Source organism: Flavobacterium sp. RSP15 (assembly GCF_003968755.1).
Taxonomy (GTDB): domain Bacteria; phylum Bacteroidota; class Bacteroidia; order Flavobacteriales; family Flavobacteriaceae; genus Flavobacterium.
In genome coordinates this window covers 44,105-69,011 of the sequence record NZ_RYDL01000003.1, presented here as the reverse complement: position 1 = coordinate 69,011, position 24,907 = coordinate 44,105, and the positions used below count along the sequence as shown (strand labels likewise).

The following is a 24,907-nucleotide window of genomic DNA, read 5'->3' as shown; positions in this document are numbered from 1 at the left end:
AAAGATACTAGTGCATTTGAAGTACTTGCTTTTTAATTAGTAAAGAACTGCAAAAGCCATTTTCGTAATAACGAGCGTGTAAACTGCTGTATATTTGTTCGTAAATTAATAAAGGATCAGTAGATTCTATCTTAACAGACAGTATGTTTTCTAAAAGTACGATAAGGTTTGCTGGTACGTCCGTTTCTTTGCCGTGTATAATAGATTCATAAACAAAGTTATTCCATTCCAAATCGCAAATAGGATTTTCTATTTCGTTTAATAAGGCATGATCCATAATAAAAACAAGAAAATTCAAAACCTCCTGTAGGTGTTTTTCGTCGAAATAATCAAATATTCGAAACTCAATACCATGATTTTTGTGCTTGTGAAAATTGATGTCTAGGCCAATTTTATCAATCTTTTCGTAATCCGATATTTCAGAATAACGGTTCACCCACCACATTGGATTTTCATGCATGGGATGTTCGTCAAAATTCATCTGGACAATCTTCCCGGTTTTCATCACATTGGTGTCATAAGTGCCCACACCAATGTACCTTGACATAGCACATCGTTGTGATGCTTTTGTCAAATTGACGCTGCTGTCATTGTGCGATAAATAATCAGAAGAACCAAATTTTATCATAAACAAGGGGCTCAGCCATTGGAATAATCGAATTGCTCTCTGGTGTTTTTTTATAAAACCTAATTTATCCTTAATTTCTCCATCACTATTTAATTCAGTTGGAATAGTTAAATTGAAGTGATAGGTCATATTATTAAAAACAGAATAATTCGTGTCGTTTGATATAAATATAGCAAAGGGATGGTTTACAGCACATATTTTTACAGGGCCGTATTCCGTAAAGATTTTGTCTTTATCAAAAGCGTTTTGTAAATGGTGTATGAAACCTTGTTTTATTGTAGCTAATTCAGCAATAACCGAGTCAACATCTGTTTTGTAAAATTTTTGCGTAACAAATTCAACTGTGTCACCATCAAAAATGAATTCTTTTTGAAGCTCGTCTATAAAATAAGGATTGTTTTTTTGTAGTATTTCAAAGATACTTTCCCCTGAATAGTCAGGATTTGGTTCATTATCTATGGGATCAAAAGTCTTATGTTGGTTGTTAATGTCCGTTTTTGTAAACGAATGGGAATTCATCAGTACCGGCAAATAATATTCTTTATCGGATAATATTTTCAGCAATGAATTCTGGTATATGTTTTCTTTGTAATTCTTAAAATGATTAACACTATACTTTTCATGAAGTCCTTTAGTAAGCAAAAAATCTTTGTCCACCACACGATGGTTTTCAAACTCTAAATAGCATTCATTTTCGATTCCTACGCCCCAATACAAATCATTTGATCTGTAATGATTTCTATAGTCTTTGTGTTTATCCAATAATTCAATTTCAAAACTAACAGCATTCATGCTATGATCCGTCATACACTTTTTTCTCCTTTTTTTAATAAATTATGTTGATATGGGAAGCTACTTTATCAGGTAGTTTTTTTGGAGTGTTTTTTATCTGTTGTTTTAGTTACATTGAAACAGATTCTTAAATACTTCGTTTTTTTAATGGGGTTGATGTTGTTTTTTATACCCATACAAGGCCTAAAGAAAACAACTCAATTTTTTTGCAAAAGTAAGTATTAAATAAGTCATATTCAAGCTATATTTTTAGATCTTGAATTTTATTTTTCTGTGACAGAATTTATCGCTTTGTTTTCCTGTAAATTACTCATAATTATATATTTAAAATTGATGCGTAAAATTGGTAGAATTGTTTTTTTTGTGTTCTAAAACAAAAGTTTAGAACCATCTTAAGACCAGATTTATTTGGATATAAAAAATGATTAAAATTGAATTCTAAGTCGTTTTTTATTATTTCATACAGAATATAGTTAAAACTATGCACTTTGGTACATTTCACTTTCGCTTCTAAAAATTTCACCAAGAACTTGCGAATTATTTATTCAGCTTTGATGTGTTTAATTTGCGAATCTGCGGTTTGATTTTTTTTGTTCCCATTTTAATCTTGCAGACTTTAGTCTGGCAAACCAAATCTATGGATATTTAAGCCATAGTAGTTTAATTGTTTTGAGAAAATTTTATTCCAAAAATGCTTTCAATTCTTTGTAGGTTTTAATTTTCACGCTTACTTTGTCCTTTCCTAAAACGCTTTCAATTTGGGTAGGAATAGGCAGTTTTACGTTTAATGTTGGTTCAACCGTATCCAAAAATTTAATAGGGTGGGCGGTTTCTAGGAAAATACCAATAGCATTTAGGTAATTTTGTAATTCTTTTTTCAATCCTAAATAACCCACTGCTCCATGAGGTTCAGCAATATAGCCGGATATATTATAGATGGTAGTCATGGCTTCTAAAGTCTCTTTATCAGAAAAAGTAAACGAAGAGAAATCTTTTTTGAATTGCTCTAAGTCATTGTGATACATTTCCTGAATTCGGATAAAATTACTTGGATTCCCCACATCCATCGCATTCGAAATTGTAGCTCTAGATGGTTTTGGGGCGTAAATTCCGTTTTCTAAAAACCGTGGAACCGTGTCATTTGCATTCGTAGCCGCTACAAAATGTTGAACAGGCAATCCCATTTTTTTTGCGATAATACCCGCGCAGATATTCCCAAAATTCCCACTTGGGCAAGAGAAAACTAACGGTTTGTTTCTTTTTTTTAATGCTTTGTACGCAAAGAAAAAATAAAACATTTGGGGCAGCCAGCGCGCAATATTTATTGAATTCGCAGATGTTAAGTTTTTATGTTTTAGACTTTCGTCCAAGAACGCTTTCTTTACCATATCCTGACAATCATCAAAAACGCCCTCCACTTCAAGCGCTTTGATATTCTGTCCTAAAGTAGTCAATTGTCGTTCCTGAATATCGCTCACTTTTCCTGATGGATAAAGGATAATCACTTCCACACCTTTTACATCAAGGAAACCACTGGCGACAGCACCTCCCGTATCACCGGAAGTGGCAACAAGAACCGTGTTTTTACTGTCGGCGTTATCTTTATTGAAATACCCCAAACAACGCGACATGAATCGCGCGCCTACGTCCTTGAAAGCCATTGTTGGTCCATGAAATAATTCTAGGGAATAAATATCTTTTTCGACTTCGACCACGGGGAAGTCAAAACACAGGGTTTCGGCAATGATTTGTTTTAAAGTGTCTGTGGGAATTTCGTCACCTATAAATTGTTTAATCGCCTCAAAAGCAATTTCCTCATGGCTTAAATTTTCGATGGTATCAAAAAAAGCAGGTGCTAATGGGGTAATTGTTTCCGGAAAATACAATCCTTTATCTGTGGCTAATCCTTGTACTACAGCTTCTCTGAAAGAAACTTTGGGCGCGTTATGGTTTAAACTGTAATATTTCATTGTGTATAGTATTTATAGAATCCCCACCCCAACCCTCCCCAAAGGGAAGGGAGACGAAACTGGATTTAGAATGTATTTATTGTAATTTTAAAATCGCTGTGTTTTTTTTATTCCTCTTTAGGGGTTATGGGGCTATTATTTTAATCCCTTCGTCATTCACTTTTGAAACGTGAATTTCATATGGTAAATTCATTTCGTCGTAAATAACACTCATGGCTTTGGCAATTTTATCGGCAGTTTCCTTTCCTTTGCTTAAAGCAAAAATAGAAGGACCAGAACCTGATATTCCGGAACCTAAAGCTCCGTTTTCTAAAGCAGTTTGCTTGATTAAATCAAATCCCGGAATCAAAACGCTACGCAACGGTTCTACGATTTCATCATGCAATGATCGACCAATTAAGTCATAATCTTTGGTGTACAATCCAGCGATTAATCCGCCTACATTTCCCCATTGCATAATCGCACTTTTCAAGGAAACTGTTTGCTTCAACACCGATCGCGCATCCGAAGTCTTCAACTCAATTTGAGGATGAACCACGGTGGCATACAATTCAGAGGGACTTTCTATTTTGATAATATCCAATGGATTGGAACTTCTTACTAGCGTGAATCCACCCAAAAGGGCAGGAGCAACGTTATCCGCATGAGCGTTTCCACTGGCTAGTTTTTCGCCCTGCATGGCAAATAAAACTAACTCTTTGCGTGTAAATGGACGCCCTAATAATTCGTTGATTCCAAAAACTGCTCCCGCTGAACTGGCGGCACTGCTGCCAATTCCACTACCGGCTTTGATGTGTTTGTAGATTTCGATTTCGAATCCAAATTCCGTTTCAACAGCTTCCAGCATAGCCAAAGCTGATACTCCAGCCACATTTTTTTCGGTTTCCAAAGGCAAGTCGGCACCCACAATTTTAGTGATGCGAATCCCTTTTATGTCTGATTTCCGAATAATCATTTCGTCACCAGCAGTTTCTAAACACAGACCAAGGACATCAAACCCGCAAGAAAGATTAGCGATTGTGGCAGGGCAAAATATTTTTATTTCGTTCATAATAATAGTCTTAATTCTAAAGTCTAAAGTCATAAAGTGGTAAAGTCTTAGGAATGAACATAAAATCAAGTGGCTAACTTTCAGACTTTACGACATTTGACCTTACGACTAATTTATACGTTTCCTATTCTAATTACATCTGCAAATATTCCTGATGCGGTAACTGCAGCTCCGGCACCAGCACCTTTTATTAATAAAGGTTGGTCTACGTAACGATCTGTGAAGAATAATACGATGTTGTCCTTTCCTTCCAAATTGTAAAAGGGGTGGTCTTTAGGAATGAATCGCAACCCAACATTTGCTTTCCCGTTTTCGAATTGCGCTACGTATTTCAAACGAGATTCTTTGCTTAACGCTTCTTTATAAATAGTTTCAAAATGAGCGGCATGTGTCTGTAAAGATTCGAAAAATGCTTCATTTGAAGTCGTATTCAAACATTCTGCTGGCAGGAACGATTCGTTTGTGATTTCATTGATTTCCATTTTGTAACCGCTTTCTCGTATCAGAATCAATATCTTTCTGGCAACGTCAATTCCGCTCAAATCAATTTTCGGGTCAGGTTCTGTAAATCCTTGTACACCAGCTTCTTTAACAACGTCATGAAAAGTGTTATTTTCATCAAAATTATTAAAGATAAAGTTCAAACTTCCAGATAAAACGGCTTGGATTTTATTGACTTTATCGCCGGAGGCAACGAGATTTTTTACCGTATCAATGATTGGTAATCCAGCTCCCACATTGGTTTCAAATAGGAAAGGCGCATTGAACTGTCTGGATAATTTTTTTAGTTTTTTATAATTGTCGTACTCGGAGGCGCAGGCAATTTTGTTGCAGGTTACTACGGCAATATTTCTTTTTAAATACTGTTCGTAGGTTTTAGACACACTTTCATTTGCCGTGATATCCACAAAAATACTATTGCGTAAATTGAGCTCTTTTACATTTGCAATAAACTGTTCTTTATCCGCAGGTTCTCCAGTTTCTAAAGCAAATTTCCATTCTTTTAAGGAGATTCCGTCTTCATCAAAATGCATTTTTCGGGAATTTGACAACGCAATGACACGCAGGTTTATCTTTAGCTTCTCTTTTAGGAATTTCTTTTGTTGGTGAATTTGTTCGATGAATTTCTCCCCCACATTTCCAACGCCCATTACAAATAGGTTTAACTGTTTGGTATTTTCTTCAAAAAAGGTTTCATGCAATGAATTTAATGCTTTTTTCACATCTCTTTCGTTGATTACTGCCGAAATATTTCTTTCGGAAGCACCTTGAGCAATCGCTCGGATGTTGACGTTGTTTTTACCCAAAGTACTGAACATTCGACCGCTCAATCCTTGGTGGTTTTTCATATTTTCGCCAACTAAAGCAATGATGCAAAGGTTGTTTTCAACAATGCAAGGGTCTATTTTATTTTGTAAAATTTCTATTTCAAAAGCTTTGTTGATGGCCTCTTGCGCCACATCGGCATCCGAATTTAGAATTCCAATACAAATCGAGTGCTCTGAGGAGGCTTGAGTGATGAAAATTACGTTGATGTTTTTATTGGATAATACTTCAAAAAGTCTTTTGGATGAACCGGAAACACCAATCATTCCGGAGCCTTCAAGCGTAATTAAGGAAATAGCATCAATATGAGTAATTCCTTTTACAGGATTTGATTGCGCAAAAACCTGATTTGAAATATAGGTTCCTTCAGCCTTAGGTTCAAAAGTGTTTTTGATCAGAATTGGGATATTCTTTCTTAATACCGGTTGAATTGTTGGCGGATATAAGACTTTGGCACCAAAATGTGACAACTCCATGGCTTCTTGGTAAGAAATGTAAGCTATAGGTTGTGCTTGTTTTACAATTTTTGGATTGGCAGTATACATTCCGTTGACGTCAGTCCAAATCTCCAAGTCAGTTGCATCAAGAGCGCCTGCAAGAATAGCGCCTGTATAATCAGATCCACCGCGCCCTAAAGTAGTATTGATTCCGTCTAAAGAGGCAGCAATAAATCCGGGCATAACCACTACCTGACTCTCATTCGAAGCAAAAAAAGCAACAATTAATTCATTGGAAGCATCAAAATTAACAATTGCTTTTCCAAAATGGTTATTGGTTTTTATTAATTCTCGGCTGTCTTTATAACAGCTGTTTATTAGGTTTTGTTTTAATGCTTCAGCAATGATATACGAGGACAGTAATTCACCAAAACTCAAAATAGTATCTGAAGTTCTGGGAGATAATTCGCCTAAAAGGTAACATCCATCCAATAAGGTTTCCAGATGATTAATGATTCTTTTGATATGGCTCAAAAGACTGCTTTGTTCGCTTACTGGTATAAGTTCTTTTAAGGTATCTAAGTGTTTTTTTTCTATATCGGCAAGGATAACTTTGAATTTTTCGTCTCCAGCAGCCGCTTTTTGGGAGGCAATTTGAAGCAAATCAGTAACTTTACTGAAAGCAGAAACCACAACGATTAATTTTTCTTCTTTTGCTTTATCGCTAACGATAGCTAAAACCAGTTTTATATTTTGTGCATTGGCAACCGAAGTTCCGCCAAATTTTAATACTTTCATAGCAAGTTATTTGTTTTTAATGTAATGGGGAGTCGCCATTTTCAGGATTAATTGCCTGCAGGAGATCTAATGGTGTGTGTTGTTTTTTTTGAAAAATGTAATGTTTGTTATACACTCAAGGTCTTTCTTTCTTGTGAAAAAAATATGATAAATAGGATTATATGTTGAAAATTTACCCCAAGGGGGTAGTTGTAGTTGTTGTAGTAAACGTAACAGCAGTGCTAACCCAGATTTGAGTTGTTATCGAAGCGTGATATGTAGCTTTGTTGTTTTCCATTTTGATCTTTCAAAAGTACAGTTTTTTATAAAAAACAAAGCGTTTGACAGTGTTTTTGCGAATATTTTAAAATAGGAGAAGCTATTTGCGGATTATGAAATATTGTATGATATATTCAGTCTCAGATAAAGCTATTCGTATAAATCTCTAAAGTTTATAAAAATGTATGCAGCCGAAGTTCTATTTTTTGCAGTGCTTAATGGATTTAATTCTACTTAATTTGCATTCCAAGCAGGTTAATGGGTTTATATTTTTACGAATTAGTGCTTTAGTGTTCTGAGGAAAAGGAAAGGAATAATCAAAATTTGATCTGTTAAAGTCATATAGTTATTGATATCTGAAGGCTATTATTTGGTTTTTGTTTAACTAGGAAATACCCGTTGGGTGTAATTATTCAAAACGTCAGTTCGAGTGTTTTTTGTGTAGTAATACGCAACAAAAAATGTATCGAGAACCGTTTTTAATACTAATTTTCTAGTTCTCGATATAATCCCGCCCAAAAGCGGGATCACTCGAACTGACGAAAATTATCATCAAAAATTAATTGAACCCAACGGGTTATGAAATGTAAATTATTAGCAATAAATGTTGTGTATTTATAAAGATTTATTCAATTTTACCTTTTAAACACTATCAAAATGGATAATACGCATTACATTAGTACTGAGTTGCTTAGCCTGGAAACGCTAGAGGGAATTGTCTCACATCATAAATCATTGGCTTTGTCCGATGAAGCAAAAATAAATATTCAAAAATGTCGCGATTATCTAGATAAAAAAATGGCTTCACATTCGGATCCCATTTACGGTATAAATACAGGTTTTGGGTCGCTTTGTAATGTTAAGATTTCGAATGAAAATTTATCAAAACTTCAGGAAAATTTAGTCAAATCGCATTCCTGCGGAACGGGAGAGGAAGTACCAACTCAGATTGTGAAACTGATGTTGTTGCTGAAAATTCAATCGTTGAGTTATGGTTATTCTGGCATTCAATTGCAAACGGTGGAACGATTGATTGCCTTTTATAACAATGATATTCTTCCGGTAATTTATGCGCAAGGATCGCTGGGCGCTTCGGGAGATTTGGCTCCTTTGGCGCATTTATCACTGCCTTTATTAGGTGCTGGCGATGTGTATTTTGAAGGTAAAAAAGTGCATTCCAGCGAAGTTCTAAAACATTTTGGCTGGGAGCCAATAGTACTGCAGTCTAAGGAAGGATTAGCCTTATTGAACGGAACACAATTTATGAGTGCTTATGGAGTACATATCTTAATGAAAGTCAGCAAATTTTCTTATTTAGCAGATTTAATAGGTTCTATTTCACTTGAAGGATTTGATGGAAGAATAGAACCTTTTAATGAATTGATCCATTTTATAAGGCCTCACAAAGGACAAATTGTTACTGCTAAACGCATAAAAGGATTTTTAGACGGGAGCGAAATTATCGAACAAGAAAAAAATCATGTCCAAGATCCATATTCGTTCCGATGCATGCCACAAGTGCATGGTGCTTCAAAAGATGCAATTGATTATGTAAAAAAAGTGTTCAAGACTGAAATCAATTCCGTTACTGATAATCCTAATATTTTTATTGAAAGTGACCAAATTATTTCTGGAGGTAATTTTCACGGACAACCTTTGGCTTTAGCCTTAGATTTTATGGCAATCGCTTTGGCTGAGTTGGGAAGTATTTCTGAAAGAAGAACGTATCAATTGATCTCCGGAAGTAGGAATCTCCCGGCATTTTTAGTAGATAATCCCGGTTTGAATTCTGGTTTGATGATTCCTCAGTATACAGCTGCCAGTATCGCCAGTCAAAATAAACAACTGGCAACTCCTGCTAGTGTAGATAGTATAGTTTCCAGCAACGGTCAGGAAGATCATGTGAGTATGGGGGCAAATGCCGCTACCAAAGCATTACGGGTTTTGGATAATCTGGAACGCATTTTAGCAATAGAATTGATGAATGCTTCGCAAGCTATTGAATACAGACGGCCAATGCTGTCTAGTGATTTTATTGAAATGTTTTTGCAGGCCTATCGCGAAGAAGTTCCTTTGATTAAAGAAGATCGAATTTTGCATTATGATATTGAAAAGACGGTTTCTTTTTTGAACAGTTTTCAAATAGAAAATGATTTATTAACAATGGCTTAACATTAACAATGAATAATGAATTAATTTTGCCGGACTAAATTTTAATGAAATGAACATAAATAATTTTTTCCAATTTTTGGTTCCTAAAGACAAAAAGTTCTTTCCGCTTTTTGAACAAGCATCCAGTAATTTAATTGAAATTGCTACAAATTTACACGAAGCTGTAAACCTTCCTTTAAAAGAGCGCGAAGACCTTTTTATGAAAATTGATGCATTAGAACAAAAAGGAGAGGATATAACACGTCAAACAAGTTTAGAGTTGAGTAGAAATTTTATTACTCCATTTGACAGAGAGGACATACACTCTCTAATTACTTCAATTGATAATGTAGCGGATAACCTTCATGGTGCAGCGAGCAGGATGAAATTGTATCAAGTTGATAAAATTACGAAATCCATTAGAAAATTGACTGAAATCAATCTTGAAGCATGTCAAAATATTGATGTAGCGGTAAGAGAATTGAGAGATTTAAAAAATATAAAGAACATCACGGATGCCTGTGTCAGAATTAATAAATTAGAAAATAAATCAGATAATGTTTATGATAAAGCAGTTCTTGATTTATTCGAAAATGAAACGGATGCAAAAAACATTATCAAGTACAAAGAAGTATTGTCAGTTTTAGAGACGGCTACTGATAAATGTAAAAGTGTAGCGAGTGTTTTAGAATCCATTTCTGTAAAACATTCTTAATTCAATCCGTTTTATTCTGAAATTATAATTATGGAATTTACTCTACTTATAGTTATTATAGTCCTGGCTTTAATTTTTGATTACATTAATGGTTTTCATGATGCTGCCAATGCTATAGCAACCGTTGTTGCCACAAAAGTATTAACTCCTTTTCAAGCAGTTGTTTGGGCCGCTTTTTTTAACTTTTTGGCGTACTGGGTTTTTGGTTTTGGTGTTGCAGATACTGTGGCAAAAACAGCCAATACGATGGATATTAATTTAGTCGTTATTTTGGCGGGTGTAATCGCCGCTATCATTTGGAATTTATTCACTTGGTGGCAAGGAATTCCTTCTAGTTCTTCACATACCTTAATTGGTGGTTTTGCCGGAGCAGCTATCGCTCATGCCGGATTTGGTGTGGTTTCTTGGTACAATGTTGGAAAAGATGGAGGAATGCCCTCAGGTGTTTTGATCATCGTTGCATTTATTATATTGGCACCTTTGTTAGGCGCTTTAATGTCTTATTTAATATCAATTTGGTTGCTAAATGCCTCTAAAAAAAGTATTTATCCTAAAATATTTACAGCTTCTTTAATGATTTTGACCATCTGGTTTGTAGAAAGTCAAATGATCTATTACGACCAGATTAAAGACCCTCGTTTTGATTCTCCTTTTTGGAGTGTTGCGTTTGAATCCCATAATATTAAATGGTTTTTAGTGGCATTCATCGTTCTGTCTATAAGTACATTTTGTTTGATATTTAGTAGTTTAAATTTAAATCAAGCTACTGCATGGTTGAAAAAAATGCAATTACTGTCTTCAGCAGCCTTTAGTTTAGGGCATGGAGGGAATGACTCCCAAAAAGTAATGGGTATTATTGCAGCAGCGGTTGCGGTTTATATTCACACCAGTGGTGTTGCTCAGGAATCGCTTCCAGCTTGGTTAGATGTGGTGCTTCCTAATGACGAAGGAGCCTTTAAAATGCCAACTTGGATTCCACTTGCCTGTTATTCTGCTATTGCAGCAGGGACTTTAAGCGGCGGTTGGAAGATCGTGAAAACAATGGGTTCTAAAATAACAAAAGTGACCTCTTTTGAAGGTGTTGCCGCAGAAACTGCTGGGGCACTGACCTTATATTTTACAGAGCATTTTAAAGTGCCCGTAAGTACAACGCATACTATTACTGGATCTATAATTGGAGTTGGACTTACTAAAAGAGTTTCAGCCGTGCGATGGGGAATGACCGTAAGTTTATTATGGGCTTGGGTTTTAACCATTCCAATTTCAGCAATATTAGCAGCAATCATTTACTATATTTTTAGTATTTTTATTTAATACTAAAATAAAAATCATAATAAAAAACCATTCTTACAGAGAATGGTTTTTTTATGCTCCAAAAACATATTTGTTTAAAACAGAAGATCTTGTATTTCTTTCGTTAAATATTTTTTTTATTAAAAGGCGTTAAGGTCAAATTTTGTGATTTTATAGGAGTGTTTAATTTTTTAACAGCACTTTATTTCAAGAAAATAAATTTCGTGAATATATATTGTTTTTTTTATGTCTAATTTATTCCACTCAAATTTTTATGAATGCGTCTTCGTTTGTAATGGGTCTGTTTTAAATTAGCATTTCCGGATATAATGCTAATATTTCCGTCTATTTCTAGGATTGCTAATTTTACATCTTTAAAATATTCGACTCCATGTTCATGCATGGCTTCTTTTAATTCATCAGAAGTGATGTTTAATTTGCTAAGAGTCTTAAAATCTAAATTGCCGTTGTGTATAAGGATTTCTGGTTTTTCTTGCATGAAATCACTGAATCTTGGGTACTTAAACATCAATTTTTTTAAAATAAAATTGATGGTAAACAATACAGTTGCCGCAGCTAAACCTCCCGATAAACTGGTGTCGTTTCCTACCATTGCATTTTGAACAGAGTTACTGATTAGCAGAATTAATATTACATCAGCAGTGTTTAGTTGAGACAATTCTTTCTTGCCAAAAAGTCTCAAGGCAATAACCATAAAAAAATAAACGAAAATACTTCGAAGAATTATATCAAGATATTCGTTCATTTTTTTAGTTTTAAAGTAATTTTAAAAGTTTTCAATAGACTGTAAACGGCTACTGACTGCTATTTTATTTTAAAATTTTTCTCGATTGCTTTGATCATTTCGCCGGCAATATCTTTATTGGTAGCTCCTTCAATTCCTTCTAGTCCTGGCGATGAATTTACTTCTAATAACAACGGGCCTTTAGCGGAACGAATAATGTCTACACCTGCCACTTTGAGGTCCATTGCTTTGGTTGCTTTGATGGCAATACGTTTTTCTTCAGCGGTTACTTTTATAACAGATGCTGTTCCTCCAAGATGAATGTTAGCCCTGAATTCGCCCGGCATTGCTTCACGCTGAATAGCAGCCACTACTTTTCCATCAATTACAAAACAACGAATGTCTTTTCCATTGGCTTCTTTGATGAATTCTTGAACTAATATATTGGCATTTAAGCTTTTGAAAGCATTTATGACACTTTCTGCGGCTTTTTTTGTTTCTGCCAACACAACTCCTTTTCCTTGTGTTCCTTCTAGTAATTTCACGATTAGTGGAGAACCGCCCACCATTTTTATCAAATCATCCGTATCCAAAGGGGAATTAGCAAAACCAGTGGTAGGAATTTCAACACCATGATTCAATAGTAATTGCAAAGAGTATAATTTATCACGTGATTGCGTAATAGCATTCGATGAATTTAAGCAATATACTTTTAATGCTTCAAATTGTCTGGTCAAAGCGCAACCGTAAAATGTAATGCTAGGTCTGATTCTGGGTATAATGGCATCAAATTGATTTAGTATCTTACCGCCACGATAATGAATTTCTGGCGTTTTTGCATCCAGTTTCATATAGCATTCCTTGATGTTCAGAAAGTGCATTTCGTGACCACGCATTTCGCCAGTCTCCATTATACGCTTGTTGCTGTACAATTCAGGATTACTGGCCAAAAGTCCGATGCGTAATCCGGAACTTGCTTTCTCGGAATTTTTATACAATTCTTTTAGACTATCGGGCGTGGGTTGTCCTAAAAGATATTTTTGCTCCGGGTCAACAAGAACTCTTCCGCTCATGGCTTCACGGCCTAAAAGCATTCTGAAACCCATGGAATCTCGATTGGTCAATGTCATCTCAATAGGCCATTTTGAACTTCCTATTTGTAGATTTGTTTGAATTACATAGCGTTGTTCTCTAAAGCCACTTGAACTTTTAACGATGCGTTTATCAATTAAAGGCGCTTCACAATGAATTACTGTTTTTAAATTATTTTGGATTGGGTTAATGTCAAATTTCACCCAATTGCTTTCGTTTTTAATAAATGGAGCAATATTTATAGCGTGTAACGCAGATGTTTTAGCACCGGAATCAACACGTGCTTTAATGGTTGGAATCCCTATTTCAGGGAATGAGCACCATTCTTCACTACCTAAGATAACTTTGTTTTCAGACATAAAGTAATTTTAATGGATCAATGTTATAAAAACCAAATGTAAATATTTGTTTTCAAAAAAAGTGTATTTTATCATAAAGAAAAAACCCGTTACGTTATAAAAACGTAACGGGTTATGGTTAAGATTCAAAGGAATTATTTAAGGATTTGTGGCTTCGCCGGCTTTATGAACCTGAACTGTTAATTCTTGTGCCCCTTCTTCGATATCCATGAAGATTTCATCTCCGGTTGTTATTTTCGAAGTGATAATTTCTTCTGCAAGGGTATCTTCAACATATTTCTGAATGGCTCTTTTTAGTGGTCTTGCGCCAAATTGCCTGTCGAAACCTTTCTCAGCTATAAATGCTTTTGCTTTGTCAGAAAGACTCAATTGATACCCTAATTCTGCAACACGGGCGAATAATTTTTTTAATTCGATTTCGATAATTAAATCGATATCATGTTTTTCTAAAGCATTGAATACAATTACATCATCAATTCTATTAAGGAATTCAGGAGCAAAAGTTTTCTTTAAGGCGTTTTCAATAATACTTTTTGAATTATCATCAGCCTGCGCTACTTTGGCAGCAGTTCCAAAACCGACTCCTTGTCCAAAATCTTTTAATTGTCTGGCACCAACATTCGAAGTCATGATTATTATGGTATTTTTGAAATCAATTTTTCGGCCTAAACTATCCGTTAAATATCCGTCATCCAGCACTTGTAATAACATATTGAAAACATCAGGATGCGCTTTTTCGATCTCATCCAATAAGACCACACAATAGGGTTTTCTTCGCACTTTTTCAGTCAGTTGACCGCCTTCTTCATACCCTACATATCCCGGAGGTGCACCAACTAAACGAGAAATAGCAAATTTCTCCATGTATTCACTCATGTCAATACGTACCAAAGCATCTTCAGAGTCGAATAACTCTTTAGCTAATACTTTAGCAAGTTGTGTTTTACCAACACCGGTTTGTCCTAGAAAGATAAAGGATCCAATAGGTCGATTTGGGTCTTTTAACCCGGCGCGATTTCGTTGTATCGAACGTGCAATCTTCATGACGGCCTCTCTTTGTCCAATAACTTTTCCTTCAATAAGTTCTGGTAATTTAGCCAATTTATTGCTTTCGGTTTGTGCTATTCGGTTCACAGGTATTCCGGTCATCATAGATACTACATCAGCAACATTGTCTTCTGTAACTTCTATTCTGTTGTTTTTTGAATCTTCTTCCCATTGTTCTTGTGCAATAGCTAAATCTTTTTCAATACGTTTTTCGTCATCACGAAGTTTGGCAGCCTCTTCGTATTTTTGTTTTTTAACAACAACATTTTTTAATTCTCGTACATCTTCTAATTGGCGTTCCAAATCTAAAATCTGTTTTGGAACTTCAATATTAGTAATGTGAACTCTTGAACCTGCTTCATCTAATGCGTCAATAGCCTTGTCGGGTAAGAAACGCTCCGACATATATCTGTCCGTTAATTTCACACAAGCTTCAATTGCTTCTTGAGAATAAGTAACATTGTGATGGTCTTCGTATTTGTTTTTGATATTGTTCAAAATCGTAATCGTTTCGGTAACAGATGTTGGTTCCACAATTATTTTTTGAAAACGTCTTTCCAGTGCGCCATCTTTCTCAATATATTGACGGTATTCATCTAGTGTTGTAGCGCCAATACATTGAATTTCACCCCTTGCTAATGCAGGTTTGAACATATTAGATGCATCTAATGAACCTGTTGCGCCACCAGCTCCTACAATGGTATGAATTTCATCTATGAAAAGAATAATGTCATCATTCTTTTCTAATTCATTCATTACTGCTTTCATGCGCTCTTCGAACTGTCCACGGTATTTTGTACCAGCGACAAGGCTTGCTAAATCTAATGTTACAACGCGTTTGTTGAATAAAGTACGTGATACTTTTTTCTGAATAATTCGCAACGCTAGACCTTCGGCAATGGCTGATTTTCCCACACCGGGTTCTCCTATTAGTAATGGATTGTTCTTTTTTCTACGACTCAAAATTTGCGAAACGCGTTCGATTTCTTTTTCACGCCCTACAACAGGATCCAGTTTTCCTTCTTCGGCCATTTCTGTTAAATCCCTTCCAAAATTATCTAAAACAGGGGTTTTCGATTTTTTATTGGATTTGTTGGCTGGATTGTTAAAGGTGCCTTCTTTTAGACTGTCATCTTGTCCTGAATCGTCATTATACGATTCGTTTCTTGGCAATTTTTCTATAAATTCTTCTTCGTTTGGAGTCATGTTTAGATATTGTTCTTTAGCTATATCATAATCAATTTTCAGTTTATTCAATAGCTTGGTTGTTGGATCATTTTCATTTCTTAATATGCATAACAATAAATGTGCGGTGCTGATAGAGGAACTCTGAAAAACCTTAGCTTCTAGAAAAGTGGTTTTCAAAGCCCGTTCTGCCTGGCGTGTCAGGTGCAGGTTTTTCTTCTCAACATTTACTTCTACACTAGGACTTGCGGGACTTAAGATCTCTACTTTTCTGCGTAAATGGTCTAAATCAACGTCAAGGCTATTCAATATTTGAATTGCTTTTCCGTTACCGTCTCTTAGAATTCCCAGCATTAAGTGTTCTGTTCCTATAAAGTCATGTCCTAGTCGCAAAGCTTCTTCTTTGCTGTAAGTAATAACGTCTTTTACTCTTGGTGAAAAATTATCATCCATAATATATATTTGATATCGTAAATTTAGTGAATTAGTGATAGAAAAACAAAAACCATTCCTATATGAAGTCGTGTCAGCTAAGTGACAAAAATTATCAAGATATTAAAGTTAAATTTACCTTAAATTATCAACTAAAAGCGAAGTTTTATTTGTTAATAAATCATTGAAATTAGTGTTTTAAAATAGGTTTAAAAATTTCAAAAAGATGTATATTGGCACGTTTTGAAACTAATATAATTTTTTAATATAACAACTTATGTCTGAAGGAGAAAAGTTAATTCCTATTAACATTGAAGATGAAATGAAAACGGCCTACATCGATTACTCGATGTCGGTAATTGTATCAAGAGCACTTCCAGATGTTAGAGATGGCTTGAAACCAGTACATCGAAGAGTCCTATTTGGAATGCATGATTTGGGTGTAAATTCTAGATCTGCCCACAAAAAGTCCGCAAGAATTGTTGGGGAAGTTCTTGGTAAGTATCACCCACACGGTGATACCTCAGTTTATGATGCAATGGTTCGTATGGCACAAGAATGGAGTATGCGTTATTTATTGATTGATGGCCAGGGTAATTTTGGGTCAGTAGATGGCGATAGTCCTGCAGCAATGCGTTATACGGAGGCTAGAATGCGTAAAATTTCAGAAGAAATCTTGGCGGATATAGATAAAGAAACTGTTGATTTTAAATTAAATTTTGATGATACGCTGGAGGAGCCAACAGTGATGCCAACGCGTGTTCCTACCTTATTAATAAATGGGGCAACAGGAATTGCAGTGGGTATGGCCACTAATATGCCCCCTCATAACTTGACTGAGGTGATAAACGGGACATTGGCTTTCATGGACAATAGCGATATTGAGATTGATGAGTTGATGACGCATATCAAAGCCCCAGATTTTCCTACAGGAGGTGTTATATATGGATATGAAGGCGTTCGTGAAGCATTCAAAACAGGTAGAGGACGTATTGTAATGCGTGCCAAAGTAGGTTTTGAAGAAGTGGATGGAAGAGAATGTATTATCGTTACCGAAATTCCTTATCAAGTTAACAAGGCCGATATGATTAAGCGTACGGCTGATTTGGTTAACGATAAAAAAATTGATGGAATTGCGAATATCCGAGATGAATCGGATAGAAACGGGATGCGTATCGTTTATATCTTGAAACGAGATGCTACGCCAAACGTAGTTTTGAATACACTTTATAAGTTTACACAATTACAGTCTTCTTTCAGTGTAAACAATATTGCCATTGTAAAAGGGCGTCCGCAAATGTTGAATCTGAAAGATCTGATTCATTATTTTATAGAGCACCGTCATGATGTAGTGACTCGCAGAACGCAATTTGAATTGAAAAAAGCAGAAGCAAGAGCCCATATTTTAGAAGGTTTGATTATCGCTTCGGATAATATTGACGAAGTAATTGCTTTAATTAAAGCTTCAAAAAGCACCGAAGAAGCAAGAGAAAAATTAATCGAAAGATTCAATTTATCCGATATTCAATCTCGAGCCATTGTTGAAATGCGTTTGCGTCAATTAACAGGTCTTGAACAAGATAAGTTAAGAACAGAATACGATGAAATCATGAAGTTAATCGAGCATCTAAAAGCTTTATTAGCAGATGTAAACTTAAGAATAGCCTTGATTAAAGAAGAACTAACTGAAATTCGTGATAAATATGGAGATGAACGCCGTTCTGTAATTGAATATTCAGGAGGAGATGTAAGTATTGAAGATTTAATTGCCGATGAAAATGTAGTTATCACGATTTCACATGCAGGATATATTAAACGTACAAATCTTACGGAATACAAAACTCAAAACAGAGGCGGAGTTGGACAAAAAAGTGCAGGAACACGGGATCAGGATTTCTTAGAGCACATGTTTGTGGCTACGAATCACCAATATATGATGTTCTTTACCCAAAAAGGGAAATGTTTCTGGATGCGTGTTTACGAAATACCAGAAGGAAGTAAAACGGCCAAAGGAAGAGCAATCCAAAACTTGGTAAATATAGAAAGCGACGATAAAGTAAAAGCATTTATTTGTACTCAGGATTTAAAAGATCAAGATTACATCAAAAGTCACAACCTTATTATGGTGACTAAAAAAGGGCAGGTTAAGAAAACATCGTTAGAGAAATATTCTAAACCCAGAGTGAATGGAGTTGCTGCAATTACCATTAAAGAAGGGGATGAGTTACTAGAAGCAAAATTAACGAACGGGCAAAGCCAAATTATTTTAGCTGTGAAATCTGGTAAATTAGTTCGTTTTGAAGAAACTAAAACCCGTCCAATGGGAAGAACAGCTTCAGGAGTTCGCGGAATTACACTTAAGGATGATACGGATGAAGTAATTGGCATGGTCACTGTAAACGATATGAGCAGCGAAATATTAGTAGTTGCTGAAAACGGTTATGGAAAACGGTCAAGCCTTGACGAATACAGAATTACAAATCGTGGAGGTAAAGGAGTAAAAACCTTGAATATTACGGAGAAAACTGGGAAGCTGATTTCTATTAATGCCGTTACTGATGCGGATGATTTAATGATTATTAATAAATCTGGATTGACTATCAGAATGGCTGTAGAGGATTTGAGAGTAATGGGACGTGCTACGCAAGGTGTAAAACTGATCAATATAAAAGGAAACGATTCCATAGCTGCAGTCACTAAAGTAATGAAAGACGACGTGGCGGAAGTAGTTGTTGATGAAGACGGAAATATTATTGAGTCGGAAGCTATCGAAAGAGTAAAACCTGTTCTTGAAGTTCTTGAAGAGGATGGTGTAGTTGAAGAGGAGGATGAAGAGGACGATTCTGAAAGTGAAGACGAAGACACTGAAGACGAAGACGATTCAGATGACGAAGCTTAATATGAATAAGTGTAGATTAATAAAGAACTATTATAAAAGAACTATTAAACAAAATCGAATACCATGAAAAGTAAATATGTAGTACTAGCATCAGCGTTAGTGATTTCAGTAGCCACTTTTGCTCAAAAAGATCAAATTAAAGCCGCTGAAAAAGCATTAAAAGGGGGTAAATCTCAAGAAGCAGTTGCCATTTTGATGGAAGCCGAATCTCTCATCGCTAATGCTAAAGAGGCGGAGAAAGCACAATTTTTCTTTGTAAAAGGAAAAGCTTTATTGGATTTAGCCAATAAAAAAGTAGATGTAGATGCTAATCTTTCGCTTGCGGCAAAAGCATATCAAGATTTAATTGATGCTGAAAAAGTTTCCGGTAAATTGAAATTTTCTACAGAAGCTGCAGCTTCAATTACAGAAATTAAATATAAATTGATTAATGCTGCCATAGCGGATTCAAAAATCAATAAGCATTCAAATAGCGCAAAAAAACTGTATGATGCATATTTATTAGATAAAAAAGACACTCTCAATTTGTATTATGCGGCGTCTACTTATGTGAATGCGGCAGAATATGACACAGCACTTAAGTTGTATGATGATTTGAAAAACTTAAATTATTCTGGAAAAGGAACCAGTTTTTTTGCGGTGAATAAAATCACTAATGAAGAAGATCTTTTTACAACGGCTCCGGAAAGAGACAGAGTAGTGAAAATAGGGACTCACGAAAAACCAAGAACAGAAGCTATTCCTTCTAAAAGAGGAGAGATCTATAAAAACATAGCTTTAATTTTAGTGCAAAACGGAAAAATTGAAGAGGCTAAAAAAGCAATATCGGATGCAAGACAAGCAAATCCGGAAGATACTTCATTGGTTTTGACAGAAGCAAATCTTTATTTAGAAACAAAAGATTTTGAAATGTATAAAAAGCTGATCGCTCAAGTATTAGAGAAAAATCCTAATGATGCTGATTTAGTTTTTAATTTAGGAGTTCTTAGTGCTAATGCAAAAAATCAGGTAGACGCTGAAAAGTACTATTTAAAAGTTATTGAAATTAATCCTAAATACATTAATGCTTACATCAATTTAGCGGCCATGAAGTTAGAGGATGAAAAGGTAATTATCGATGAAATGAATAAATTAGGAACTTCTACTAAGGATATGAAGCGCTATGATGAATTGAAAAAGAAAAGAGAAAATTTATTCAAAGCTACAATTCCTTTTCTTGCAAAAGCAGTTGAACTAGATCCTAAAAATGAGGATGTTTCAAAAACACTTTTAGGCGTATATAGCGCTTTAGAAATGACAGCTGAATACAAGGCATTGAAGGCAAAGAATTAATGCTAGATTTTTAAATTTAAAAATAACCTCTCTCGAATTACTATTGTGAGAGAGGTTTTTTTATATGATTTTTTTAATTACTCTTAATTTGTGTGTATGCTTATTGGTTTCGGCATTAAATATTCCTAAATGATCAAGCCTGTCAATTCGTACTTTTCCACTGGCATGAATGATGTAATTATCATCCATAATTATTCCTACATGGATTATGTTGCCTTCTTCGTTATCAAAAAAAGCGAGATCTCCTGGTTCACTTTCTTCTATAAAACTTAAAGCTTCCCCTTGTTTTGATTGTTGAGAGGCATCACGAAGCAATTTATATCCGTTCAGTTTATACACCATTTGAGTAAATCCTGAACAATCAATTCCAAAAGGAGTTTTCCCTCCCCAAAGATAAGGAGCGTTTAAATACATAAAGGCAGTTTTTATCAAATGCTCTTTTGTTTTTTTGCCACTCGTTTTTGTTCCATCAAACTCAAAATTCGAAATGTTTATCTCACTGTTATTTATAAATGAAACCGAGGATCCGAGCGGAATAGGAATTAATTGATTATTTGGAGTAGTGATATATTCAATTAAATCGGAATTCAATATGATCGTTTCTGCGGATAATTGATTAAAATTTGATTCTGAAATCAACTGTAATTGTTTAGAATCGATCCAGCCTTCATACTCGTCGTACTGTACTTTGATGCGAGACCATTGTTTCATTTGCTCTAAAATTTCAAAATGTTCTCCAAATAAAATTTGAGAAACAATTTCGCTTTTATCACTGGGTTTAAACCGAAGTGGTATCATTGCTAGATTACAAATTCCGAACATTTAGGGTAATTTATGAGTTTAGAATTAGGAGTTATATGTTTTTAATATACGACTCCTAATTTATAATTATTTTAAGCTCTTTCAATAACAATTGCTGAAGCACCACCACCACCATTACAGATTGCAGCAGCTCCAATTTTACCATTATTTTGTTCTAATACGTTGATCAAAGTAACAATAATTCTTACTCCGGAGCAACCTAAAGGATGTCCTAATGATACAGCACCACCATTCACATTAATCGTGCTGCTCTCTAGTCCTAAAATTTTGGCATTGGCTAGGCCAACTACAGCAAAAGCTTCATTGAATTCAAAATAATCAACATCAGTAATGGCTATTCCTGCTTTTTCTAATGCTTTAGGAATTGCTTTTGATGGACTTGTTGTAAACCATTTTGGTTCTTGTGCGGCATCTGCATACCCTTTTATATACGCCAGAGGTTTCAATCCTAAAGAGATTGCTTTTTCTTCGCTCATTAATATCACAGCTGCTGCTCCATCGTTTATTGTAGAAGCGTTTGCTGCGGTAACTGTACCGTCTTTTGTGAAAACAGGATTTAATGAAGGTATTTTGTCTAATTTTACATTAGAAAACTCTTCGTCTTTAGAAATTATAATAGGATCTCCTTTTCTTTGAGGAACGGCTACAGAGACAATTTCATTATCAAATTTTCCGGTCTCCCAAGCTTTTGCACTTCGCTCGTAGGATTGAATTGCGGCGTTGTCTTGGTCTTCTCGGGTAAAATTATATTCAGCGGCACATAAGTCCGCACAAACGCCCATTGCGTTGTTGTCGTAAGCATCAACAAGTCCATCTTTTTGTAAACCATCAATAAATGTTGCTGGTCCAAATTTAGTTCCTGTTCTCAAATTCAGATAGTGAGGAATTAAACTCATGTTTTCCATTCCGCCCGCAACAACAATTTCAGCATCACCACATAAAATGGCTTGAGCACCTAGCATAACAGCTTTCATTCCAGAGGCACATACTTTGTTGACTGTAGTACAAGCAACAGAATTAGGTAAACCAGCATATAGCGCAGCTTGGCGAGCAGGAGCTTGTCCTGCACCAGCTTGAACTACATTACCCATAAATACTTCATCAATTAAATTTGGATCCAATTTTATTTTGTCCAAAGCACCTTTTATAGCCACAGCACCTAATCTAGGAGCGGTAACTGTAGATAATCCTCCCATAAAACTACCGATAGGTGTTCTAACGGCAGAAACGATAACAACTCTTTTGTTCATGATTTATATAATGTTGGTTTATGTAGCAAATTTAATCTTTTTTAAACAATTTCGTATTTTGATGTTGGGATAATCTCTTTTAAAAATTTATTTATATTCTATATGTTTGATTGTGAAGTCTTTTTAGAATTAGGACAAAAAATATTTAAAAAAAAGGTCTAAATAGTTGTGAGGAACGTAAAGATGTGTTAAATTTGCAACCGCAAAACAGGACACGTTTCTTTGAGCTTGGAGGGGTGCCAGAGTGGTAATGGAGCAGTTTGCTAAACTGTCATCGAGCAATCGGTGCCAGGGTTCGAGTCCCTGTCCCTCCGCTTTATTTTTTTTCGGGGTGTAGCGTAGCTCGGTTATCGCGCCTGCTTTGGGAGCAGGAGGCCGCAGGTTCGAATCCTGCCACCCCGACTAGTTTTTTACATGAGCAATGGAGGCATAGCTCAGCTGGATAGAGCACCTGCCTTCTAAGCAGGCGGTCGAAGGTTCGAATCCTTCTGCCTTCACAAAAACCCTTATAAACGTTTGATTTATAAGGGTTTTTTATTTCTAGTTGCCAGTTTAGTTGCCTTTTGTACATGTTGATAACTTTTTACTAGACAAAAAGCCCCGATAATATTTTAGTTTATCGGGCTTTTTTGATTAATCTGTAAAATCAATTATTATTGCGTCGGGCGGTGTATCTTCTCGGCTGTTGTTTCTGATTACGCTCATTCCGCTATAATGTTTTTTTGATTTGGTAACCAAAAGATATGAAAAAAAGGGCTTACTGTTAAAAGTGGCCCTTTGTCTTGAATTTATTTAGTCGGTTAGTAGTGAAAAAAAATGGAAACTCAAAAAACGTACAGCTGCCCAATGCATTCAGAAGTTACGTTGGATAAACCCGGAAAATGTCCCAAATGCGGAATGAATTTAGTGGAGAAAAAAGAGTAAAAATTCTATTAGCAACTAACGGTTCAAAATAAAGTAGTACCCACAAAAGTAGTTACAGGTTCACCAAAAAACATAATACTTTATGGAACTTAAGAATCCAAAAATGATGTGATGTTACTCCTGGTGTTCCATCATTTCGCTTGAGTTTTTAATACCACATTAAACAGTATCTGTTGATTGGTTGACAGAAAACATCACAATCTAAAAATCCGAAAAATTGATGCGACATCATCAAAATTGGCTTAGAAGTTTTGGTGAGTTAAGATTTACTTACAATTTTAAATTTTTGGCAATCAATAAAATTTAGTACTTTTACAATCTTGAAAAAAATAGTTGTCATATCATTCCTTTTTGCTTTTTTGTGTGCTAACACAGAGATGGGGCAATTATTTAAATTGCCGAACTTACTACAACACTTTTCAGATCACCAAGAAGATAACATTGGTCAGAATATTTCATTACTTGATTTTATAGCTATTCATTACAATGATAGTCATCAACATTCAAGTAAAGAAAAAGATAGTCATCAAAATTTACCTTTCAAGACAATTAATACAAATGTAAATACGGTTCTTGCTTTTATGAACCAAACAGCGTTTTCTTTTCGCAAGCCTACTATTATTTATCTAAACCGCACTGTAGCTTTCAGTCAGGATTTTTACATTTCCAGCGTTTTTACCTCTATCTGGCTTCCCCCTAAGTTGAGTTAATTAATTTTATTTTAAACCGTAATTAGTTATATTTTTAATATTTCTGATTGCTATTTTAAAATATACTTTGTTATTTACGTATAGCGAACGATACGTTGTATGAATTACATTAGCATTCATCACTAACTAGACGTTTAAGAGTTTTAGGTTCTCCATAACTAAAATCTTTTTAGACTTCACAAAACTCTCCTAGCGTTTTTAGTGTCGATCTGTAAGACAATCAATATTATTTAATTCGAAAAACATCTATAATGAAAACAATTAAATCCATTGCAGTTGCGATACTGATAACTATTGCAGGCACAACAATTTCTAATGCACAAGTAAACGAAAATCAATCCAAAACGCCGCACGGTGGAATAATACAAAATTCAGGCGACTACAAAATTGAAAGGGTCGAAAGAGAAAATAATATTAGTTTTTACGTACTGAATGCGAAAGGAAAAAGGATTTCAAATAAAAAAATTACTGGCTTGGCTGTTTTTGAATTTTTTAATAAAACAAAAGCAACGAATCCAGTTTTTTTAGACACCAACAATGCTTTATTTGTACAAGTTCCTAAAGCAAGCATATATGCTTATTGTACCATCACATTACTTGTCAATGGAAAAACAATCTCTTCCAAATTTAAAAATAGCCAAGTTTCTGAACAAGATATTAATCATGGACACCAACATTAATTTTATTATTC

General features: G+C 35.0%; 17 protein-coding genes and 3 tRNA genes. 11 read left to right on the top strand and 9 right to left on the bottom strand.

Features of this window, described 5'->3' with window-relative positions; translation table 11 throughout:
- Positions 1–7: 7 nt before the first annotated feature.
- From EKM00_RS04825 to thrA, 4 genes are all read right to left on the bottom strand, one after another.
- Complete coding sequence (locus EKM00_RS04825; protein ID WP_126515435.1) at positions 8–1,435, bottom strand: hypothetical protein; 1,428 nt, start codon at positions 1,433–1,435, stop codon at positions 8–10.
- Positions 1,436–2,100: 665 nt separating this feature from the next.
- The gene (thrC, locus tag EKM00_RS04820; RefSeq protein WP_126515434.1) at positions 2,101–3,390 is read right to left on the bottom strand and encodes a threonine synthase; all 1,290 of its coding nucleotides are present in this window, start codon (positions 3,388–3,390) and stop codon (positions 2,101–2,103) included.
- Positions 3,391–3,514: 124 nt separating this feature from the next.
- A complete protein-coding gene (locus EKM00_RS04815; protein WP_126515433.1) occupies positions 3,515–4,441 on the bottom strand; it encodes a homoserine kinase in 927 nt (308 codons plus the stop codon).
- 113 nt (positions 4,442–4,554) lie between these two features.
- Entirely contained in the window at positions 4,555–7,002 is a 2,448-nt protein-coding gene (gene thrA, locus EKM00_RS04810; protein ID WP_126515432.1) for a bifunctional aspartate kinase/homoserine dehydrogenase I, read from the bottom strand.
- A gap of 915 nt (positions 7,003–7,917) precedes the next feature.
- On the opposite strand from thrA, the gene hutH reads away from it, so the two are divergent.
- The 3 genes from hutH to EKM00_RS04795 are packed head-to-tail and all read left to right on the top strand — an operon-like array spanning position 7,918 to position 11,440.
- Positions 7,918–9,432, top strand: coding sequence for a histidine ammonia-lyase (hutH, locus tag EKM00_RS04805; protein WP_126515431.1), 1,515 nt, complete (start codon positions 7,918–7,920; stop codon positions 9,430–9,432).
- Between the two features lie 49 nt (positions 9,433–9,481).
- Positions 9,482–10,126: a DUF47 domain-containing protein gene (locus EKM00_RS04800; RefSeq protein WP_126454750.1), complete on the top strand. Its 645-nt coding sequence runs from the start codon at positions 9,482–9,484 to the stop codon at positions 10,124–10,126.
- Between the two features lie 30 nt (positions 10,127–10,156).
- The gene (locus EKM00_RS04795; RefSeq protein WP_126515430.1) at positions 10,157–11,440 is read left to right on the top strand and encodes an inorganic phosphate transporter; all 1,284 of its coding nucleotides are present in this window, start codon (positions 10,157–10,159) and stop codon (positions 11,438–11,440) included.
- Positions 11,441–11,669: 229 nt separating this feature from the next.
- Here the strand turns inward: EKM00_RS04795 and EKM00_RS04790 are convergent, their stop codons facing one another.
- From EKM00_RS04790 to EKM00_RS04780, 3 genes are all read right to left on the bottom strand, one after another.
- Positions 11,670–12,185, bottom strand: coding sequence for a DUF421 domain-containing protein (locus tag EKM00_RS04790; RefSeq protein WP_126456234.1), 516 nt, complete (start codon positions 12,183–12,185; stop codon positions 11,670–11,672).
- Between the two features lie 59 nt (positions 12,186–12,244).
- Positions 12,245–13,615: a 30S ribosomal protein S6--L-glutamate ligase gene (gene rimK / locus EKM00_RS04785; RefSeq protein ID WP_126515429.1), complete on the bottom strand. Its 1,371-nt coding sequence runs from the start codon at positions 13,613–13,615 to the stop codon at positions 12,245–12,247.
- A gap of 138 nt (positions 13,616–13,753) precedes the next feature.
- Positions 13,754–16,300, bottom strand: coding sequence for an ATP-dependent Clp protease ATP-binding subunit (locus tag EKM00_RS04780; protein WP_126515428.1), 2,547 nt, complete (start codon positions 16,298–16,300; stop codon positions 13,754–13,756).
- Between the two features lie 256 nt (positions 16,301–16,556).
- On the opposite strand from EKM00_RS04780, the gene gyrA reads away from it, so the two are divergent.
- A complete protein-coding gene (gene gyrA, locus EKM00_RS04775; RefSeq protein ID WP_126515427.1) occupies positions 16,557–19,178 on the top strand; it encodes a DNA gyrase subunit A in 2,622 nt (873 codons plus the stop codon).
- A 63-nt stretch (positions 19,179–19,241) separates the two neighbouring features.
- Entirely contained in the window at positions 19,242–20,510 is a 1,269-nt protein-coding gene (locus EKM00_RS04770; RefSeq protein ID WP_126515426.1) for a tetratricopeptide repeat protein, read from the top strand.
- Between the two features lie 60 nt (positions 20,511–20,570).
- On the opposite strand, the gene EKM00_RS04765 is transcribed toward EKM00_RS04770, so the two are convergent.
- Together EKM00_RS04765 and EKM00_RS04760 are read right to left on the bottom strand one after the other, a co-directional pair.
- Positions 20,571–21,332: a C40 family peptidase gene (locus tag EKM00_RS04765; RefSeq protein ID WP_126515425.1), complete on the bottom strand. Its 762-nt coding sequence runs from the start codon at positions 21,330–21,332 to the stop codon at positions 20,571–20,573.
- Positions 21,333–21,403: 71 nt separating this feature from the next.
- Positions 21,404–22,582, bottom strand: coding sequence for an acetyl-CoA C-acyltransferase (locus EKM00_RS04760; protein ID WP_126515424.1), 1,179 nt, complete (start codon positions 22,580–22,582; stop codon positions 21,404–21,406).
- A gap of 230 nt (positions 22,583–22,812) precedes the next feature.
- On the opposite strand from EKM00_RS04760, the gene EKM00_RS04755 reads away from it, so the two are divergent.
- The 6 genes from EKM00_RS04755 to EKM00_RS04735 all read left to right on the top strand — a co-directional run bounded on the left by EKM00_RS04755 (position 22,813) and on the right by EKM00_RS04735 (position 24,896).
- A tRNA-Ser gene (locus EKM00_RS04755) sits at positions 22,813–22,896 on the top strand.
- A 13-nt stretch (positions 22,897–22,909) separates the two neighbouring features.
- A tRNA-Pro gene (locus tag EKM00_RS04750) sits at positions 22,910–22,984 on the top strand.
- Positions 22,985–23,005: 21 nt separating this feature from the next.
- A tRNA-Arg gene (locus EKM00_RS04745) sits at positions 23,006–23,079 on the top strand.
- A 319-nt stretch (positions 23,080–23,398) separates the two neighbouring features.
- A complete protein-coding gene (locus tag EKM00_RS15060) occupies positions 23,399–23,506 on the top strand; it encodes a heavy metal-binding domain-containing protein (protein WP_255416620.1) in 108 nt (35 codons plus the stop codon).
- Between the two features lie 320 nt (positions 23,507–23,826).
- Positions 23,827–24,216, top strand: coding sequence for a hypothetical protein (locus tag EKM00_RS04740; RefSeq protein WP_126515423.1), 390 nt, complete (start codon positions 23,827–23,829; stop codon positions 24,214–24,216).
- A 251-nt stretch (positions 24,217–24,467) separates the two neighbouring features.
- The gene (locus EKM00_RS04735; protein WP_126515422.1) at positions 24,468–24,896 is read left to right on the top strand and encodes a hypothetical protein; all 429 of its coding nucleotides are present in this window, start codon (positions 24,468–24,470) and stop codon (positions 24,894–24,896) included.
- The last annotated feature ends 11 nt before the right edge of the window (positions 24,897–24,907 follow it).